This window comes from Streptomyces sp. NBC_00388, from assembly GCF_036061255.1.
Classification (GTDB): Bacteria; Actinomycetota; Actinomycetes; order Streptomycetales; family Streptomycetaceae; genus Streptomyces.
In genome coordinates this window covers 2343251-2361777 of the sequence record NZ_CP107948.1, presented here as the reverse complement: position 1 = coordinate 2361777, position 18527 = coordinate 2343251, and the positions used below count along the sequence as shown (strand labels likewise).

17 protein-coding genes are annotated in these 18527 nt (G+C 69.6%); 11 read left to right on the top strand and 6 right to left on the bottom strand.

Annotation, left to right across the window (positions count from 1 at the left end; genetic code table 11):
• Positions 1 to 86: 86 nt before the first annotated feature.
• The 4 genes from OG917_RS10780 to OG917_RS10765 all read left to right on the top strand — a co-directional run bounded on the left by OG917_RS10780 (position 87) and on the right by OG917_RS10765 (position 1837).
• Positions 87 to 287: a hypothetical protein gene (locus tag OG917_RS10780; protein WP_328317354.1), complete on the top strand. Its 201-nt coding sequence runs from the start codon at positions 87 to 89 to the stop codon at positions 285 to 287.
• Positions 288 to 408: 121 nt separating this feature from the next.
• Positions 409 to 1146 (top strand): HNH endonuclease, encoded by a 738-nt coding sequence (locus OG917_RS10775; protein WP_328317353.1) that lies wholly within the window; start codon positions 409 to 411, stop codon positions 1144 to 1146.
• 95 nt (positions 1147 to 1241) lie between these two features.
• Positions 1242 to 1439 (top strand): hypothetical protein, encoded by a 198-nt coding sequence (locus OG917_RS10770; protein WP_328317352.1) that lies wholly within the window; start codon positions 1242 to 1244, stop codon positions 1437 to 1439.
• A 68-nt stretch (positions 1440 to 1507) separates the two neighbouring features.
• Positions 1508 to 1837: a hypothetical protein gene (locus OG917_RS10765; RefSeq protein WP_328317351.1), complete on the top strand. Its 330-nt coding sequence runs from the start codon at positions 1508 to 1510 to the stop codon at positions 1835 to 1837.
• A 1400-nt stretch (positions 1838 to 3237) separates the two neighbouring features.
• Here the strand turns inward: OG917_RS10765 and OG917_RS10755 are convergent.
• Positions 3238 to 4479: an MFS transporter gene (locus tag OG917_RS10755; RefSeq protein WP_328317350.1), complete on the bottom strand. Its 1242-nt coding sequence runs from the start codon at positions 4477 to 4479 to the stop codon at positions 3238 to 3240.
• 100 nt (positions 4480 to 4579) lie between these two features.
• Between OG917_RS10755 and OG917_RS10750 the strand changes: the two genes are divergently transcribed.
• A complete protein-coding gene (locus tag OG917_RS10750; protein ID WP_328317349.1) occupies positions 4580 to 5665 on the top strand; it encodes a DUF5937 family protein in 1086 nt (361 codons plus the stop codon).
• Between the two features lie 388 nt (positions 5666 to 6053).
• Positions 6054 to 6980: an NADP-dependent oxidoreductase gene (locus OG917_RS10745; RefSeq protein ID WP_328317348.1), complete on the top strand. Its 927-nt coding sequence runs from the start codon at positions 6054 to 6056 to the stop codon at positions 6978 to 6980.
• Between the two features lie 411 nt (positions 6981 to 7391).
• Here the strand turns inward: OG917_RS10745 and leuD are convergent, their stop codons facing one another.
• The 5 genes from leuD to OG917_RS10720 are packed head-to-tail and all read right to left on the bottom strand — an operon-like array spanning position 7392 to position 11756.
• On the bottom strand, positions 7392 to 7988 hold the full coding sequence (leuD, locus tag OG917_RS10740) for a 3-isopropylmalate dehydratase small subunit (protein WP_328317347.1): 597 nt from the start codon (positions 7986 to 7988) through the stop codon (positions 7392 to 7394).
• Between the two features lie 11 nt (positions 7989 to 7999).
• Positions 8000 to 9391: a 3-isopropylmalate dehydratase large subunit gene (gene leuC, locus OG917_RS10735; protein WP_328317346.1), complete on the bottom strand. Its 1392-nt coding sequence runs from the start codon at positions 9389 to 9391 to the stop codon at positions 8000 to 8002.
• Positions 9392 to 9430: 39 nt separating this feature from the next.
• Positions 9431 to 10903, bottom strand: a complete 1473-nt coding sequence (locus tag OG917_RS10730) for a class I adenylate-forming enzyme family protein (RefSeq protein ID WP_328317345.1) — start codon at positions 10901 to 10903, stop codon at positions 9431 to 9433.
• Positions 10903 to 11589 (bottom strand): class I SAM-dependent methyltransferase, encoded by a 687-nt coding sequence (locus OG917_RS10725; RefSeq protein ID WP_328317344.1) that lies wholly within the window; start codon positions 11587 to 11589, stop codon positions 10903 to 10905. The genes OG917_RS10730 and OG917_RS10725 overlap by 1 nt, the downstream gene beginning before the upstream one ends.
• Positions 11586 to 11756 carry a hypothetical protein gene (locus OG917_RS10720; RefSeq protein ID WP_328317343.1) on the bottom strand — a complete coding sequence of 57 codons (171 nt, stop codon included), beginning with the start codon at positions 11754 to 11756 and terminating at the stop codon, positions 11586 to 11588. Before OG917_RS10720 ends, OG917_RS10725 begins: the two co-directional genes overlap by 4 nt.
• A 29-nt stretch (positions 11757 to 11785) precedes the next feature.
• Here OG917_RS10720 and OG917_RS10715 point away from each other — a divergent pair, with 29 nt between their 5' ends.
• The 5 genes from OG917_RS10715 to OG917_RS10695 all read left to right on the top strand — a co-directional run bounded on the left by OG917_RS10715 (position 11786) and on the right by OG917_RS10695 (position 18526).
• The gene (locus tag OG917_RS10715; protein ID WP_328317342.1) at positions 11786 to 13477 is read left to right on the top strand and encodes a 2-isopropylmalate synthase; all 1692 of its coding nucleotides are present in this window, start codon (positions 11786 to 11788) and stop codon (positions 13475 to 13477) included.
• Between the two features lie 270 nt (positions 13478 to 13747).
• Positions 13748 to 14800, top strand: coding sequence for an iron-containing redox enzyme family protein (locus tag OG917_RS10710; RefSeq protein ID WP_328317341.1), 1053 nt, complete (start codon positions 13748 to 13750; stop codon positions 14798 to 14800).
• Between the two features lie 38 nt (positions 14801 to 14838).
• On the top strand, positions 14839 to 15528 hold the full coding sequence (locus OG917_RS10705) for a 2OG-Fe dioxygenase family protein (RefSeq protein ID WP_328317340.1): 690 nt from the start codon (positions 14839 to 14841) through the stop codon (positions 15526 to 15528).
• Positions 15525 to 16403, top strand: a complete 879-nt coding sequence (gene dapF, locus OG917_RS10700; RefSeq protein ID WP_328317339.1) for a diaminopimelate epimerase — start codon at positions 15525 to 15527, stop codon at positions 16401 to 16403. The genes OG917_RS10705 and dapF overlap by 4 nt, the downstream gene beginning before the upstream one ends.
• Positions 16400 to 18526, top strand: a complete 2127-nt coding sequence (locus tag OG917_RS10695; protein ID WP_328317338.1) for a molybdopterin-containing oxidoreductase family protein — start codon at positions 16400 to 16402, stop codon at positions 18524 to 18526. The genes dapF and OG917_RS10695 overlap by 4 nt, the downstream gene beginning before the upstream one ends.
• Position 18527 lies beyond the last annotated feature (1 nt).

The window sequence follows — 18527 nt, the reverse complement described above, 5'->3', positions numbered from 1 at the left end:
ACACACCGACGGGCCGTGCTGCCGTCCTGGACGAAGTGGTCAAGGCCGTCCGCGCCAGCGTCCTGTCGGTGGAGACTGGCATTCGCATGCTGATCAACGTCGGATGCCCGATCGATCACGCCCAAGCGGAGATCGCGCGCATCCGGTCCAGAGCCTTCAAGGCCGCCGTCCGCCTCGCCGACGTCACCGGGGACGACGCTGCGGTTCGCGAGTACCTGGGACTTCCCAAAGCGCTGACCACGGACTTCCGGTGCCACTTGTCCCGTCCAACGGCGGGGACTGAGTAAGTCTTCGAACGCTTCGCCGGATGGGTGCCGTCTTGTTGCCGTCTGCTTGCCGTGAGCCTGCCCGGGGGGTAAAGTCCTGCGGCAGATGGCACGCGAAACGTCAGAGTGAAGGAGGTGTCGGGTGAAGGGAGCATCGAATCCACCGCCGAATTGGCGTGATGGGAAGCTGAAGCTGGGTATCAAGGTTCGGGTAGCGGCCTGGCTCGCCTCGGAAGTGGGCGAAGGGAACACGTTCACTCGCGAGCAGCTGCACGTAGCGTTTCCTGGGGCCACTCAGGTGGAGCGGCGCATGCGGGACCTGCGTGAGCACGGCTGGGAGATTGACATCGCGCGCATGGCCGATGGCGTGCACATGCGGTTGGTTAAAATTGGGGAGCCGATCTGGAGTCCCGAAGGGCGCCTAGTCGCGAAGCGCCAGATTCGAACCTCCGCAGTGCGTCGAAGCGCCATTCTCCGCCGTGACAATTACGTTTGCACGTCCTGCGGCGTCTCGGCCGGCGAACCCCATCTTGATGCCCAGAATTTGCTTGCCAGGCTGTCCGTCCGGCACCTCGTTTCGCTTGCAGAGGGTGGCACCGATAGGCCGGAAAATCTAGTCACTATCTGTGATCGCTGCAACCTCGGAGAAGTCTCTATCCCTAGCGTAAACCGGGAAGAGGCGGCGCGGCAGATTCAGGACTTGTCCATGCAACACAAGACGGTCCTGTTGGCGTGGATGGCCCGAGGCGAGCGGACGCCTTCGCCGCTTGACCGCGCTTGGGCAATGTTCCGACACCTTGACCCGGATGGACGGAAGGAGGTCGTACGCGTACTTGCTGAAGCCATAGAGCGCCTGGCTGGCGAGGATGCCACGACCTAGCCCAAATGCACCGTCGACCCCGAGCACCTACCACAGCATCACGGGGCCGACGGCCGTCACGACCACCGCTACTAACGAGAGGAGGTGACAACTCCATGATGACGTATCCGCAGGAGAGCGGCCTACTGCCCCGCCTGGCCGGGTGGCAGAAGCTCTTGCTCTGGCTGCTGTTCCTGCTGGGCCTGCTGCTGCTTCTGAGCAGCTACAGTCCAGAGCAGGTCGGGGACCTGTTGGGCACGCTGGTCAGCGTCCTGATCGTGCGAATGGCCGAGGCCAAGGTTCGCACCGCGTAACCCAAGGCGGCGGAGCGGTACCGCTCCGCCGCCGAACGGGCGGCTACTTGCACAGCGCGGACTACTCGGTGGGGGAGCCGGAGACCTGCGGATGGTTCACGCATGACGGGCCCCCACTCCCCAACCCATTTGAACCGGTCGGGTACCGCCATGATGGGCGGCTGATCTCCCCGATTCTCGGTGCTGCTCCCGAGGACGACTCCAACAACTCCGGGGACGAAGGCAGTCCGGCCAGCGGCTCGGTCAAGCTTGAGGGCCTGTCGCGGCTGCTGGCCCGCGAGAAGACCCAGGGCGGACGTGCCGCCGTGAAGAAGCTGCTCGGCGATCTCGGCTTCGATAACTCCGAGGCACTGAGCGAGTTCATCACCACCAAGCGAGACGCCGACCAGGCCGGCTGACGGAGGTCGAACGCAGGGAGCAGGCCGCGTTCGTTCGACCCCTCCGACCTCATGCCCCGGGATCGACCCGCCCCCGGACGAGAAGCTCCAGGCACGCCTGTTCTCCTACGCCGACACTCTGCACTCCGCAGACGACGCCTTCACCCAGGCTGGCAACATGGTCCGCAAGGTCCTCGACGACGATGCCCGCGAACGACCGGTCGGCAACGTGACCCCGCCAACTACTCAACGGCGTCTCCCGACCGGTCCTGGAACGCGCGGTCCATTACTGGTGGAACGTCGACCGCTCCACCGGAGACAAAATCGCCCGGGGCGTCAACGTCACCGGACGCCCGCGAACACTCCACCCTCCCCCAGGCCCCACTACGAAGGTTGGGGCGGAAGGCTAACCGATACGCCTGCCGCTCCCCGGGCCCGGTCGATACCGAGTGTGACTGTGCAGGGCAAGAGGAGAGGAGGTAACGGAGGCGGCGGCATGCACTACGACTGAGCCGCGCGGTTGGCTGCCGTGCAGCGGATGCGCTGGGCGGACCGCCTCCCCCTGCGGGCACAGGGAGTGCCCCGTAGCCGTGCGGTACGTACCGCACGGCACCGTGGTTGACGAGGATCGAGGATGACGGAGCGGGACGCAGCAGGATGCGAATGTCCGCCTCTGTGACGTTTCCGCAGGTGAGAGGCGCCACGCTTTTGGGTTCGAGTCCCACCCGCCCCACCGAGTATCCCCAGGCAGAATCGTTCTGACCTGGGGAAACGTGTTTTTCGGGGGCTGTTTTGCGTGTGGCGTTCGCCGCACGAAGGTGCAGCGAACGTGGGTCCCCGCGCATGACTGACGAGCTTTGCATGGCTTTGACCAGGCCTTTTGCAGCGACACACCCTGGTGGGAGCGTCACTGAAGGGTCCCGCGGCCGTCGAGGGAGGCTTCGCGTTCCGTCCACCGCGGCCATACCCGCATGATGTCCCGCTGTTCCTGCCGTGCCCGGTCTGCTCCGTGCGGGCCGAGCCGACGCCGTCCGGCTTTCTGAACGGCCCGCGGAACCGTGATCAACGCGGGGGACGCCATGGTTCTGCGCTGGGGCGTCCGACCCATCGTTCGGTGCCAGGCCGACGTGACGCCGCAGGTGTTTCCTCAGCGTGGTGGCGTCCGCGAATCCCGACGCCGACGCGATCACGCCGACCTGACCGGTCGACTCCAGCAGCAGCCGGGCTCCGGGTCGGGATCACCGATCCGCGCGACCCAACACTCCTGGACCTGGCACGAACACCGGCATTCCGCCCTGACCCGTCTCGGTGAACAGGGCGCCTCGCCGTTGATGCTGGTTGATGCTGACGGCGAAGTCCGACACCAAGGAGCCGGAGGGTGTTCGCCTCTGCCGAATCGTCTCCCGCATCGATCGCCGGGCTCACGCGCCGGCTCCCGCCGGGCGGCGGTAATCGCTGGGCCGCGGTCCTCGATCCTTCTCGGTGGCGACGGCGGAGGCGGAAAGGAGAGTCACGGCGGCGAGGCTGCCCCAGAGGGCGGCCGAGCCGCGGGAGGCGAGAGCAGTGACGATCACCGGGGAGACGGCGAGGCCGAAGCCGGTGGAGAGCTGGAAGCGGGCGAGGGAACGTCCCAGGCCATGGGCCGGGGCGAGGGCAGTGACGAGCGCGGTGGCGCTGCCGGCGTAGATGATCTCGCCGATGGTGCAGACCACGGACACCACGGCGACGGCCGGGGCACCCCAGCCGTGTCCCAGGGAGGTGGCCGCGAGGAAGCCGAGGTAGGACGCGGCCAGCACCACACCGGAGAGGGCCAGCACGGTCCGCCGGGCGAAGCGGGACATGAAGACGGTGACCGGAACCTGCAGGGTGACCACCAGCACCGTGTTCGCCACGAAAATGGCCCCCGACCACACCGGGGAAGCGTGCAACTGTGTCACCAGGACCAGGGGAAGCGCGATTTCGGGGATATTGAGGCAGAAGACGTAGATCACGTTGGCAGCCAGCAGCACGCGCATCCGGGGTGCGGGCTCGTCGTCCCGGTCCTTGGCCGCGGCAACGGCCGGATACGCGCGCAGATGGACCGACCATGCCAAGGCCGCCGCGGTGAGGTAGGCGAGGCCGGTGACGGCTGCCAGTGCCTGCAACGCGGTCGTGCCACCCGTCAGGCACGCGGTGGCCAACAGTCCACCGGCGCCCAGGCCCGCGTTGCGCAGCGCACGGCCCCCTGCGAGGGCGGCGTCGCGTTCGCGGCCGTGGGCGACCGTGGCCACCAGGGCCGCATGGGCGGCCGGCCAGGACTGGTTGCCGATGCCGAGGAAGAGCGCCGCCGCCATGAACAGCCAAGAGTGCCCCGCCGGGGTGGTCAGCAGTAGCGCCACTCCCAGCACCCGTACCAGCATCGACGCTGCCACGACCGTGCTGCGTGCGCCCCGGTCCAGCCATCGCCCCACCGCGGGCATGCACACCAGAGCCACGACGCTGCTTGCCGTCATGGCGATGCCGGTGGCCGACACGGACAGCTTCAGCACCGCCACCCCGTAGAGCAGCAGGAAGGGACGCAGCAAGCCGGTGCCGAGCGCGTCCACGGCCAGGGCGACGGCATAGCGGGGGCCTCCGGAGGCACGGACGAGAGCGCGCGGCTGGATCTTGGGTGTGGTTGCCATGGCGTCAAGGGTGTGTTCGGCCGCCGGGCCGGGGCGCGTCGGTTGACTGACACCGTCAATCGACGCGGTCGTCGGCCGTGCGACCGTCGATGATGAGGGGATGACGTTGAGAATCGACATCTGCGGTCCGCCGTCGGGGCAACTGCGTTTCGCTGCCTCTCCGCTGGCCGAGCTGACCGCGATGCTGCACGTGCTGGCCGAACCCGCGCATCACCCGCAACTCGCCGGCTGGGCCGGGGGCGTCTGGGCCGGGCTGCGGCCGGAACTGGCCGAGCGGCTCAGGGAAGCGGAGTTCCTCTGGCGTTCCTCACGAGCCGACTTCCTGGTTCCCGCCCGTCCCCGGCCGACCCTCGCCGAGGAGCTGGACGACGTGGACCGGATCGACGACGAAACCTACGTGAGCGCAGCGCTCATCACTACGTGCGGCAGCAACCGGGTCCACTTCGCCGGACCGTCGCCGCTCGCCGACGCGACGGCGCGCGAGCGCGCCCTGGACCTGGCCCAGGCCCGCGGCGCACTCCAGGAGGCCTTCGCGGAACGGCTGCTCGCGGACCCGGCCGCTGTGCGGGCACGGGTGCGTCACACCCTCGAACAGTGTGCCGAGGCATTCTTCGACACCGCCTGGACGGGCGTCGCCGTGCAACTCGCCACCGATCTGCGCCTGAAGAACGACCTGTTGAAGCGCCAGGGCGTCGGGGCGGCGCTCGCATCTGTCTCCGGCGCCGTCACCCTGGCACCGGACGGCAACTGCATCATCGTGGACAAGCTCCAGGACAGAGCGACCACCGCCCACGGCACCGGGGTCACGTTCGTCCCCAGCGTCTTCGGCCGCCCGCACCTGGTAGCGGTCCACGCGCCCGGGTGGCACCCGGTGGTGCAGTACCCGGTGACCGAGCCGAGCCCCTCGGAGCCGGTGCCGCTGGAAACAGTCACCCTACGACTGGAAGCACTCGCGCATCCGGTACGGCTGCGGCTGCTGCGCACCCTGGCCCGCGGCCCGCACACCACCGGTGAACTGGCGCACGCCTGGGAACTCTCGCCCCCGGAGGTCTCCCGCCACCTCGCTGTCCTGCGCCGCGCGGGCCTGCTCGCGACCCGGCGACACGGGCGCTACGTCCAGTACACCCTCAACCTGCCCGAGATGACGACGCTGGGCACGGACCTGCTGGCGGCCGTCCTGCGCTGAGCAGTTGCGTTCTGCCAGAACGCGAGCGACCGCCACTTTCGTGACATCGTCCTACTCGGCAGGGCGCGAGCCGCCCGTCGCGACCGCCGGCCGCCCCCGGGCAAGCCGGGCAGCGCACCGGCTGCATCCGCCCCGGCCGTATCGCGCCGGGCCATGGCTCACGACCCTGCCTACCGCTGCCGGCGATCAACCCGGTTTTCTCGTGCGGCTGTTCGTGTCCTGGTATCAGGGCGCCGGGTCGCGCGTGGACCGTCACCGACGCCACCGGCTCAAGAGACGACTGGGCTCTCATTCCGCCCCGGCGGAATATGAAATCAGTCGTCAAGGTTCCAGGGACACTTCGCCGGGGCCTGCCCGGTCAGGACACCTTCAGAGAGAAGATGTGACGATGCGTGCTGTCATCCTGTCCGAATACGGTGGCTCCGACGTGCTCCGCATCGGCGAGGTCCCGACCCCTGAGCCGGGAGACGGCCAGATCCGTATCCGGGTCTCTGCAGCCGCGTTGAACCCGGCCGACGCCCTCATTCGTTCCGGTGCCCTCGCCTCGCGTGTCCCCGTGCGGGACCACTACATTCCCGGTCTCGACGTCGCGGGAACCGTCGATGCCCTCGGCGCCGGCGTCCACAGCTTCGAGGTCGGCGACGCCGTGATCGGCTTGTCCGACTGGCCGGAAACCCAAGCCGGCACGCACGCCGAGTACGTCGTCCTGCCCGCCACGGCGGTCGCTGCCGCACCCCGGCACGCGAGCCCTGTGCAGGCAGCGACGCTTCCGCTGAACGGACTCACCGCCCGACAGGCGCTGGACCTGCTCGCCGCGGCCGACGGTGCGACCGTGGCGATCACCGGTGCCGCAGGCGCCGTAGGCGGCTATCTCGTCGAGCTGGCGGCCGCGCGTGGCCTGCACGTCGTCGCCGTCGCCGGATCCCAGGACGAGAAACTGGTCCGCACGCTGGGCGCCGGCCTCTTCGTACCGCGCTCTGACGACCCCGCCGCTGCGATCCGCGCGGCCGTTCCCGGCGGAGTCGCCGGGCTGATCGACGCCGCGGCCTTGGGCGGATCAGTGATCGGTGCGCTAGGAGACGGCGGCACGTTCGTCAGTGTTCTTGGCGCCGGCCCAGCAGCGGAACGCGGGATCCGTGTCTCCCAGGTCCAGGTACACAGCGACGCGGTGCAACTCGCCGAGCTGGCTACCCTCGCGGGCGCCGGCCTTGTCACCCTACGGGTGGACCGGACGATGCCGTTCTCGGAAGCCGCCGCAGCCCACGACGCGCTGGCCTCGCGCGGCCTGCGCGGGCGCATCGTGCTCGTGCCCTGATGATCGAGCGCCTTGAAGACCTGTGGTGTGCAGGCCACAGTGCTGGTCGCGGCGCAGCCTTACCTGATGTCCTGGTACCCGAAGGCGAGCAGCGCCGGCACGGTGATCGAGCGTGAGGGCGACTGGTTTGACGGCAGGGCAATCGTGTCGAACTCACCGATTTCGCACTTGTTCGTCTGGTTATTGAGACGCCGCCACGTGCCGCAGGTCGCGCAGGCTGATCGGTGGGAGGCCGGGCTCCCGGCACAGCCGACAGGCGACGTCGCCGGCCTTCTCGGGGCGAAGCCGACCGCAGGGCCCTGTCCACGAAGACCGTGCCGGTGTCCTGCCACCGCAGCCGCGCCGCGAGCACATCGGGCCGTCGCTGTCGCTGTCGCTGCCGCGCCGGGAGACCGAGTTACGACCCGCGCCTCACGCGGAGACGTCCAGCCACGGGGCGCGGGCCTGCTCGTACGCGGCGATCCGGTCGGCGGAGCGCAACGTCACCTCCAGCTGGGTCAGCCCGGAGACGAGCCGGTCGCGGGCGTCGTCGTCGAGCCTGAACGGCTCGGCCCGGACCCCCGCAGCCTCGCAGGTGACCGTTTTCCCAGCCACGTCGACGCTGATCCCAGCGGCGGCGTCGGCCGTCGTGGCGGCCATCAGGGCAGCGACCACCGGCGGCTCGCACCACACGGGGACCAGTCCGGCGTTCGGCATGTTGTTGCGGAAGATGTCCCCGAAGCCCGGCGCGATCACCGCCCGGAATCCCCACTCGTGCAGCGCCCACGGCGCGTGCTCACGCGACGAACCGCAGCCGAAGTTCGGGCCGCCGACCAGAATCGTCGCCCCGGTTCGCTCGGGCAGGTTGAGGACGAAGCCCGGATCGCGGCGCCACTGCTCGAAGAGGCCGGCCGCGTAACCGGTGCGGGTGGTGTTCTTCAGCCACGCGGCGGGGATGATCTGGTCGGTGTCGACGTTGGGCCGGTCCAGTGGCACCCCACGGCCGGTGACGCGGATGAGCGGTTCCATTCGGCTTCTCCCTACAGATCGCCCGGCGCGGCGAAACGCCCGGCAACGGCGGTGGCGGCGGCTGTGGCGGGGGACACGAGGTGCGTCCTGGCCCCGGCGCCCTGCCGGCCTTCGAAATTGCGGTTGGAGGTCGACGCGCAGCGCTGACCCGGCCCGACGGTGTCGCCGTTGATGCCGACGCACATCGAGCAGCCCGGCATGCGCCATTCGAAGCCGGCCGCGGTGAAGACCCCGTCCAGCCCCTCCTGTTCGGCCTGGTGCCGCACGAGCATCGAGCCGGGAACGACCAGCGCGCGTACACCGTCGGCCACGCGACGGCCGCGCAGTACGTCCGCCGCGGCGCGCAGGTCCTCGATCCGGCTGTTGGTGCAGGAACCGATGAAGACCACATCGATGCCGACATCGCGCATCGGGGTGCCGGGACGCAGGTCCATGTAGGTGAGGGCGCGCTCCGCGGCGGCCCGCTCGCCGGGATCGGTACGGTCGGCGGGGTCGGGGACCACGCTGTCGACCGGCACGCTCTGCCCGGGGTTCGTGCCCCAGGTCACCCGCGGCACCATGGCGCTCGCGTCGACGACCAGCTCGCGGCTGAAGACCGCGTCCTGGTCTGTGCGCAACGTCCGCCATTCGGCGACGGCTTGGTCCCAGAGATCACCCTGCGGGGCGCGAGGGCGGCCCTTCAGGTACGCGAACGTGGTCTCGTCGGGAGCGACCAGACCACTGCGGGCGCCCATCTCGACAGCCATGTTGCACAGCGTCATCCGCCCTTCCATGGACAGCGCGCGCACGGCGGGGCCCCGGAACTCGATGAGCGTCCCCGTGCCCGCGTCGGTGCCGCCGGCCGCGAGGATGCCGAGCGCGAGGTCCTTGGCGGTGACACCGGGCGGGAGCTCTCCGGTGACCGTGACGGCCATGGATTCCGGCCGACGGGCCCGCAGGGTCTGCGTGGCGAGGACGTGCTCGATCTCGCTGGTCCCGATGCCGAACGCGATGGCGCCGAACGCACCGTGCGTCGCGGTGTGGCTGTCGCCGCAGACGATGGTCGTGCCGGGCCTGGTGACCCCCATCTGCGGGCCGATGACATGCACGATGCCCTGCCCCGGGGTGCCCACCGGATGCAGCTCGATGTCGTTGTCGCGGCAGTTGTCGGTGAGTACCTGCAACTGCTTCGCGGCGCCCGCGTCCGGCGCCAGCTCGCGGCCGTCGGTCGGGACGTCATGGTCGGAGGTGGCGACCGCCAGAGCGGGGCGGCGGACCGTGCGGCCGGCCTCGCGCAGCCCGGCGAACGCCTGGGGTGAACTGACCTCGTGCAGCAGGTGCAGGTCGATGTAGATGAGGTCGGATGCCCCGGGCTCCACGACGTGCAGGTCCCAGATCTTGTCTATCAGTGTCTTCCGGGTCATGACTCGCCCTTTCGGAGCATGTCGCTGACGGCGGGTGCGTCAGAGGGTCTGGGCCGGGATGTAGCGGCGGCGGAGCAGCGCGCGGTCGGCCTTGCCGACGACGGTGCGCGGGATCCGGTCGAATGCCAGGACCGCACCGGTCAGCCCGTGCGAGGCGAGGAGCTTGTCGACAGTGCTGACGGCGTCGTCGTCGGAGGTCCCCGGAGCCGCGCGCAGCACCACGAGCACGCGGTTGCTCAGGGTGTCCGTGTCTGCGGCGAGGCTGACGGACTCGGCCACCGGGCAGTGCCGGGCGATGAGTTCGTCGAGGAAGGGAGCGGCCAGGGGGCCGCCCGTGGTCAGCACGAGGTCGGTGACGCGCCCGAGCAGGCGGAGACTGCCGTCGTCCAGGCGCTGGGCGACGTCGCCGGTCCAGAAGTCGGGGCCACGGAAGGTGGCCGCGTTGGCCTCGTCGTCGTCCAGGTAGCCGTCGCTGGTGCAGTCGGAGGTGAGCACCAGATGGCCGAGGTCCTCCCGGTCTTCCCCGGCGAGGGACTCCAGACGGGCGCGGACGCCCGCTACCTCGTGCATACCGCCGACGGTCTGCACGTCGTCCGCCATGTTGCCCAGGGCGAGGCCGAACTCGGTCGAGCCGTAGATGTGGCGGATGTGGATGCCGAGGACATCGGCAGCGGTGGCGATGAGGTCCGGGCTCGCGTACGCGCCGCCGCACATCGGGCGGCGCAGCCGGGAGAGATCGGTGCCGGGCCGTTGCCTGGCGGCCGCGACCAGGTCCTCGTAGTGATTGGGCAGCATGCTGGTGTACGTGGCGCCGGTCGCGGCCAGCTGCGACAGCAGCGTCGCCGGTTCCGCGCCCGGATCGGCGAGGATCAGGCGGGCGCCGGCGAGCAGCGCCGCGAAGGCGTGCAGGTCGGTCGCGTGCGCCACGTCGAGGGTGTGCCGGCAGAAGAACGCGTCGCGCTCGGTCGCTTCGATATGGGCGATCCAGCGCCGGCGCTCGCGGACGAAGGGCTCCTGGCGCCAGGTGACGAGCTTGGGCGCCTTCGTCGATCCGGAGGTCCACAGCATCCGGAAGGTCCCCGGTGCGAACTCCCTGCCCTGGGGGGCCTCGCCGGCCGCGGCGCCCGCGGTCTGCAGCTCGGCGAGTTCCACGCGGGGCAGGGCGACGCCCGCACGGTGGTGATTCCCGGGGCCGACCCAGAGCACCGGTTCCGTCATCCGCAGGGCACGGTCCACGGCTGCGGCGTCGAAGTCGGCGAGCAGCGGGACATAGGCGGCGCCGACCGCGCAGAGTCCGAGCAGGAAGGCGAGGTAGGAGGCGTCGTTGGCCAGGCCCGAGCAGACGACCACACGGCCCTCGGTGACACCCCGGGCCCGCAGGCCGACCGCGATCCGGTCGGCCTGCGCGAGCAGTTCGGAGTACGAGGTGCGCTCGCCGGCCGTGGTCTCGACCGCGGTCGCGCCCGGCCGGCGTCGCGCGATCTCGCCAATTGCTCTGTAGAGCGCTGTCATTAAGAGACCCAGCCCGCATAGGTGGCGAATCGGAAGTCCTTGGCGAGGCAGTCGACGCTGCGGAATCCGGCGTCGCGCAGCCACTGCAATTGGGTTTCCAGGTCGGTGCAGACGTCGAATTTCATCCGCTCGCGGCCGGCCGCCCATTCGTGCGCCGGAGCCTGCTCGCGGGTGACGTGCAGTTCGTGCTGGCTGTCGTAGAGGGACTCCAGGTGCGGCAGCGGGCCCTGGACCTGTTCGACGTTGACGAAGACGCCGCCGGGACGCAGAGCGTCGCGGATGCGCCCGAACAGGTGGCGCTTGTCGGTGTGGCTCAGGTGGTGGATCGCGAGCCCGGAGACGACCGCGTCGAACTGCCCCTCCGGCAGCGGGTCGGTCAGGTCACCGGCCTGTACGGTGACCCCTTCCTGGCTGGCGAAACGGCTGCGGGCCTGCGTCAGCATGAGTTCCGACCGGTCGACGAGCACCACGTTCGCGCCGGGGAGTTCGCGCAGGATCTCCGCACTCAGCAGCCCCGTGCCGGCGCCCAGGTCGAGCACCCGCGGCGCGGCCGGCACGGTCGCCGCGACCGTACGCACGGCGGCCTCGTAGATCAGGTCGAACGACGGGATCAACTGCCGGCGCAGGGCGTCGAACGTTGTCGGGTCCCAGAGGTCGTTTCCCTTGATTTCAAACGCTTGCGTCACGTCTTCTCTCCGTTCATCACCGTGCCGCTGCTGCGGAACGGTGGTGAGTATTGCGGCGCCAAAGAAGCGGTGTCAACGCTCTTGCTGTAATGCGCAATGGTGCTTCCTTTTACCCGGCTTCGCTTCTGCGCAATTCCCTGGATGGCCGCTGATTTGCTGGCTAGCATGGCCTGCAATTTATGCGCGAGGAGTGTCCATGACGAACGAATTCGCGGCCCGCCCGGTCTGGAATGAGCAGCGCCCGAGCCCTATGCCGGCTCACCGCTACCGCTCGTACGCCGAGGAGGTCGAACCAGTTCTGCTACCGGATCGGACCTGGCCGGAGCGGACGATCACCCGTGCCCCGCTGTGGTGCTCGGTCGATCTGCGCGACGGCAACCAGGCCCTCGCGGTGCCGATGGACCCGGCCCGTAAGCACCGCTTCTTCCAACTGCTCGTGCGGATGGGCTACAAGGAGATCGAGGTCGGCTTCCCCGCGGCCAGCGCGGCGGACCTCACCTTCGTCCGGGAGATCATCGAGAGCGACGCCATCCCGGACGACGTCCGCATCCAGGTCCTCTCGCCGTGCCGGCCCGAGCTCATCGACCGCACCGTCGAGGCCGTCGCCGGGGCACGCAAGGTGACCCTGCACATCTACAGTCCGACCTCCGAACTGCAGCGCCGGGTGGTCTTCCGCCAGGAGCGGGCGCAGATACGAGAGCTCGCCGTCGCGTCGGCCCGCCGCCTCGCCGCCGCGGCCGAGTCGCTGACCGGCGCCGATGTGCGCCTGCAGTATTCGCCCGAGTCGTTCACCGGTACCGAGCTGGGCTTCGCGGCCGAGGTCTGCAACGCGGTCCTCGACGTCTGGCAGCCCACTCCGCAGCGTCCGGCCACGATCTGTCTGCCGGCCACGGTGGAGATGACCACCCCGAACACGTACGCCGACTCGATCGAGTGGATGAGCCGCAATCTGAAGCGGCGTGACTCGGTCATCCTCTCGCTGCACCCGCACAACGACCGCGGCACCGCTGTCGCCGCCGCCGAACTCGGCCTCGCCGCGGGCGCGGACCGCATCGAGGGCTGCCTGTTCGGCAACGGTGAGCGCACCGGCAACGTCTGCCTCGTCACGCTGGGCATGAACCTGTTCAGCCGTGGCGTGGATCCCGAGATCGACTTCTCCGACCTGGGCGAGGTCCGCCGGGTCGTGGAGGAATGCACGGCGCTGCCGGTGCACGAACGCCACCCGTGGGGCGGCGAGCTGGTCTTCACCGCCTTCTCCGGCGGTCACCAGGACGCCATCAGCAAGGGGATCTCGGCGCTCGCCGACGATGCCCGGTCGAGCGGCTACGACCTGCGCGACGAGCCCTGGCAAGTGCCCTACCTGCCGATCGACCCCAGCGATGTCGGCCGCGAGTACGAACCGGTCGTCCGGGTCAACTCGCAGTCCGGCAAGGGGGGAGTGGCGTTCGTGCTCAACGACTCCTACGGCCTGCGCCTGCCCCAGCAACTCCGCGCGGACTTCGCCGTCCTGGTCCAGCAGGTCACGGACCGCGAAGGCGGCGAGCTGAGCTCACCCCAACTGCGTGAGCTCTTCGACAGCGCGTACACGCACGCTCCCGACCGGTTTCAGCTCCTCGGCCACACACCGTCCTCCGTGACGGTCAGCCTCGACGGCATCGACAAGGAAATACCCCTGACCGGGACCGCGACGCTGCCCGCTTTCGCCGACGCGCTCAGCCAACTCGGCCTGGAACTCCCCATCTCGACGGCCACGGCACACGAACTGCCCGACGGCCGGGCCATCGCCTATCTGAACAGCGGTGGGACCTGGGCGGTCGGGACCGGCGAGGACACCGCCGCGGCCGAACTCACCGCGGCCGTGGGCATCATCAACAAGACCCACCACTGACAAGCACGCGCGTCAGCGCCGGCCGGCCACGGGTAAAGGTGGCCCTGCCGGCGCCGGCGCGTTTTTCCGGGTAAAGGCTCATAGCCGCGTGATCGCACAGTGAAAGAATTTATTGATGGGTGCGATAAACAAATGGACTTGGACCGCGCGTACCGCCTCTGGGTAAGCTGGCATCCATCGAAGCTGAGAGCATATTCGGTATTCGCCGGAGGGGGAAAGCCGGAGTCCTGTCGGCGGTCCGAGTAATTGACGACCAAGAGGAATCCCGACATGCCTGATCCGAAGCAGAATAATTTCCCGCTCCTGGCCGATTTCATGGCGGCCCTCACCTCGGTGAGCTTCCGGGAATGGCAGGAGTTCGTCGATGACTACGCCCGCCGCGCAGAGCTGGCCGGGGAGTGCCGACACCTCGCGGACCTGGCCTTCCGCGGCGGCGACGCCGCGGCGCGCGCACACCTGCACGACGTACTCGCGGGCATCTACGCCTACGAGTTCAGCCAGTCCGCGGCGCGCAACCCCGACCAGGACCCCCAGCCGGTCCTGCGGGACGTCACGAGCATCCTTGAGAACGCCATGCTGGACAACGAGTTCCGGCAGGTGCCGGAGGAGCTGCTGAGCGGCTACCCCAGCGGCGAGAAGGAGTACGTGCGCTGGCTCAAGGCCCTCATCCAGGACCACCCGGCGAGCTCCCACCCGATGTACTCCGAGCACCTGACGTCGTCGGCGACCGTCGAGGACATACGTTTCCTGCTGGCCCAGGAGACCTCCCTGGACCCGCGCTTCGACGACATCCTCGCCATCATGCAGTTCGGCGCGACAGGCGCCGAGAAGATGGAGATCGCGTCCAACTACTGGGACGAGATGGGCAACGGCACGTTCGCCGACGTCCACACGACGCTCTTCTCCCAGTGCCTCACCTCGATCGGCGTCGACCAGGGCTACATCGAGTCGAATCTGCTGCCCGTCGCCAAGGAGTGCGGCAACCTCTCGGCCGGCCTCGCGCTCAGCCGCCGGCACTACCTGCGCGCCATCGGCTACTACGGCGTCACCGAGTTCCTCGCCCCCCGGCGCTTCCGCCAGCTGGTCACCGCGTGGGACCGCCTCGGGCTCCCGGCGGAGGGCAAGATCTACCACGACATCCACATCAACGTCGACGCCCACCACGCGGCCGGCTGGTACAAGAACGTCATCGGTCCTGTCGTCCAGCGTGATCCTGCCGCGGGCCGCGAGATCGCCCTCGGGACCTTCCTGCGGCTCAACACCTCGGCGTACTACCTCGACCGGGTCCTCGAGGCATGCCTGAAGCAGCTCCTGCCCGCCTGACCCACCGCTGCCAACGCCTCATCCGAAAGGCCCCGACCGTGACGCTCAACGCGCAGCACTTCCAGATATTCGACCTCCCCGAGACGGGTGAGGACATTCTGAAGAGTTTCGACGACCTCGCCTTCGACGAGTACATCGGCAACGGCAACCGCTGGCGCCGGTTCTCCCAGTACCGGCTCGAACACCGGGACGGAGCCTGGGACTTCGAACGCCTCCCGCACCGCCCGTACGTCACCTACTCCAAGTTCAACCCGATCGCGGGCGGCCTGCGGAGGCACTACCAGCCGATCCAGATCGATCTGGTCGAGCACATCCGCGAGGCCTGCGCCCAGATCCCGCTGCCCGAGGAGGACGTCTGGCAGATCAACGTCCACCAGTACCGGGTCATCGCCAACAAGGAGCTGCAGGGCGTAGTCGTCCCGGAGGGCGTGCACCAGGACGGCCACGAGTTCGTGGTGATCTCCGTGTACAACCGTGCCGGCGTCACCGGCGCCGAGCTGACCCTGCGCAGCGCGGACGACAAGGAGAAGCCCATCTTCACCGCGACCCTGCCGGCGGGGCAGGCCATCGCGTTCGACGACCGTGCGCTGTGGCACTACGTGACCGACATCGTGCCGGTCGAGGAGGACGGCCACCGCGACATCACGGTGGTGTCGTTCTCGCGCTGGAGCGAGCGCTGGTACGGCGAGGCCTTTGAGGAGGAAGCCATCAGTGAGGGCCGCGGGTGACCACCCTCCTGAAGTACCACGTCCTCGGCAATGACTACCTCGTTGCCGACCCGGAACTCGGCGCCCCGGCGCCGGGCGCCGCTGCCACCCGGGTCCTGTGCGACCGGCGCACCGGCGTCGGGGCGGACGGCGTGCTCTACGGCCCCCTCCCCGCCGCGGGTCCGGTGGCCGGCCCGCAGGAGACGTTCGGCGTACGGGTCTTCAACGCCGACGGCTCCGAGTGCGCGCGCAACGCGAACGGCCTGCGCATCTTCGCGCGGTACCTGCGCGAACACGGTCGCACGCGCCGCGACGCGATCACGCTGCGGACACCCGGGGGAGACGTGCGAGTGCGGCTCGGGAGCCCGGTCACCGCGGCCAGCACCATCGACCTGGGCCCGTGGACCCACCACAGTCCCGCACTGGCCGGCGGCGGGGAGATGATCGGCGTCCCCCTGGAGACCGAGCCCGGCATCAGGGTGCACGCGACGGCCGTTCACAACGGCGTACCGCATCTGGTCGCGCTGGTCGACGACGCGACCGCCGCGCTCGCCGCCCGGATCGGCCCGGGGATCGTCGGGTACGCCGGCTTCACGGAGCGGCCCAACGCCGAGCTGCTCACCGTCGAGGACCGGCGCACCCTGCGGATCCAGATCTGGGAGCGGGGCGTCGGCTACGCGCCGGCTTCCGGCAGCGGTGCCTGCGCGGCGGCCTGCGCCGCCTACCGGCTCGGGCTCACCGATCCCTCGGTGACCGTGGTCATGCCCGGTGGCACTGTGGACGTGGAGATCACGGAGGACGAGCGGGTGCTGCTCTCAGGACCGAGCTCCTGCGTCGGCCGGGTGACCCTGGCCGACGAGTTCGTGCCGCACCTGGGTGCGGAGCGGTCACGGTGAAGCGGGACACCCGGGATCCGGCGCAGACGGCGCCGGGTATATCCGCGCCGGCGGGGCGTGCTCTGAAGATCCTTCCCGGAGGCTGTCCGCTCGACTGCCCGGACGCGTGCTCCTGGCAGGTCGAGGTCGAGGACGGCGTCGCGGTGGGACTGCGCGGCAACCCGGACCATCCGTACACCCGCGGAACCCTCTGCGTGAAGGTGAACCAGTATCTGGAGCACACGCGGGCTCCCGACCGCCTGACACACCCCCTGCGCAGGACAGGGCGCAAGGGCGAGGGGCGGTTCGAGCAGATCAGCTGGGACGAGGCGCTCGACGAGATGGCAGGCCGCCTCACCGAGGTGATCGGCCAGTACGGCGGGCAGGCCATCTGGCCGTACCAGGGGACAGGGAACCTGGGCTTCCTGCAGGGCCTGCAGGGCCGCGCCGGCAGTCGGCTGTGGAACACCCTGGGCGCCTCCCGTCACGACATGACGATCTGCTCGGTCGCGGGCCTGGTGGGCACCGGTTACACGCTCGGCACCAGCCGGGGCATCGACCCGGAAGACCTGCGTCACGCCAGGCTGATCCTGTTGTGGGGCTGCAACACGCTCACCACCAGCCACCACCTGTGGAAGGTGCTGTCGCAGGCGCAGCGGTCCGGGGCGTACGTCGTGGCCATCGATCCGGTCCTGACCAAGACGGCCCGGCTCGCCGACGAACATGTGCCGCTCAACCCCGGCACGGACGCCGCGTTCGCCCTCGGGCTGCTCAATGTGGTGCTGGCGCTCGGCGCCGAGGACCGCGCCTACCTGGCGGAGCACACGCTGGGCTGGCCCGAGTTCCGCGCCCGCATCGAGGAGTTCACGCCGCAGCGTACGGCGGAGATCTGCGGGCTGCCGGTGGAGACGGTCGAGCGGCTCGGGCGGCGCCTGGCCGTCACCCGGCCCACCGGGATGAAGGCGGCCCAGGGGATCCAGCGGCACGCCGGGGGCGGCATGGCGCTCCGTACGCTGGCGGCGCTGCCCGGGGTGACGGGTGACTGGAAGCTCCCGGGCGGGGGGCTTGCCTACTCGACGGACGGCTACTTCGGCGCCGACCGCGAGGCCCTCTACCGTGACGACCTGCTGTCCGGGCCGGTACGGAGCCTCTCGATGACCCGCATCGGCGAGGCGCTCACCACGGTCGACGACCCGCCGGTCAAGGCGTTGTTCGTCTACGGGGCCAACCCGGCCACGGCGGTGGGCGGGCAGGGCCAGGCACGGGCGGGCCTGCTGCGCGAAGACCTGTTCACCGTGGTCATGGACCATTTCCGCACCGACACGGTGGACTACGCCGACATCGTGCTGCCGGCCACGATGCAGACCGAGCACACCGATCTGCTCGACGGGTACGGGCACATGTACATCACCTGGAACGAGCCGGCGGTCGCCCCGCCCGGTGAGTGCCTGTCGACCACGGAGACGTTCCGCAGGCTCGCGGCGCGGCTGGGTCTGACGGATCCAGGCCTCTTCGACTCCGACGAGGATCTCGCCCGGCAGCTGCTGTCCAGTGGACACCCGTCGCTGGACGGCATCGACCTGGACCGGCTGCGCAGGGAGGGCTATGCGCGGCTCAACTATCCGAGCCCCTTCGTCCCGTTCGCGGACGGCTTCCCCACACCGTCGGGGAAGCTGGAGTTCGTTTCCGCGTCGGCGGCGGCCGACGGGCACGACCCGCTGACCGGATACACGCCTGCCGTCGAGGCCGCGGATCCGGAGCTCGCGCGCAGGCTGCCGCTGGTGCTCATCTCGTCCGCCTCGCACTTCTTCCTCAACACGACGTTCGCGAACAAGGAGTCACTGGTGCGCCGGGCCGGCGCACCCTTCGTGGAACTGCATCCCGGCGATGCGGCGGCCCGGGGGCTGGCCGAGGGAGAGCAGGTGCGGATCTTCAACGACCGGGGCGCCTTCACCGCGCGGTTGCAGGTGAGCGACGCGGTGCGGCCGGGCGTGGCCCGCACCACCAAGGGCTGGTGGTCGAAGCTCACCGGGAACGCGGCGGGGGTCAACGCGACCGTGGCCGAAAGGGACTCGGACATGGGCGGCGGCGCCGTCTACCACGACAACCGCGTCGAGGTATCCGCGATCGAACAGGGAGGGTGAG

Coding starts and splice junctions, on each gene's coding strand:
- OG917_RS10780 (WP_328317354.1), top strand. CDS start 87: ATGCTGATCAACGTCGGATGCCCGATCGATCACGCCCAAGCGGAGATC.
- OG917_RS10770 (WP_328317352.1), top strand. CDS start 1,242: ATGATGACGTATCCGCAGGAGAGCGGCCTACTGCCCCGCCTGGCCGGG.
- OG917_RS10755 (WP_328317350.1), bottom strand. CDS start 4,479: ATGGCAACCACACCCAAGATCCAGCCGCGCGCTCTCGTCCGTGCCTCC.
- OG917_RS10750 (WP_328317349.1), top strand. CDS start 4,580: ATGACGTTGAGAATCGACATCTGCGGTCCGCCGTCGGGGCAACTGCGT.
- OG917_RS10745 (WP_328317348.1), top strand. CDS start 6,054: ATGCGTGCTGTCATCCTGTCCGAATACGGTGGCTCCGACGTGCTCCGC.
- leuD (WP_328317347.1), bottom strand. CDS start 7,988: ATGGAACCGCTCATCCGCGTCACCGGCCGTGGGGTGCCACTGGACCGG.
- leuC (WP_328317346.1), bottom strand. CDS start 9,391: ATGACCCGGAAGACACTGATAGACAAGATCTGGGACCTGCACGTCGTG.
- OG917_RS10730 (WP_328317345.1), bottom strand. CDS start 10,903: ATGACAGCGCTCTACAGAGCAATTGGCGAGATCGCGCGACGCCGGCCG.
- OG917_RS10720 (WP_328317343.1), bottom strand. CDS start 11,756: ATGCTAGCCAGCAAATCAGCGGCCATCCAGGGAATTGCGCAGAAGCGA.
- OG917_RS10715 (WP_328317342.1), top strand. CDS start 11,786: ATGACGAACGAATTCGCGGCCCGCCCGGTCTGGAATGAGCAGCGCCCG.
- OG917_RS10710 (WP_328317341.1), top strand. CDS start 13,748: ATGCCTGATCCGAAGCAGAATAATTTCCCGCTCCTGGCCGATTTCATG.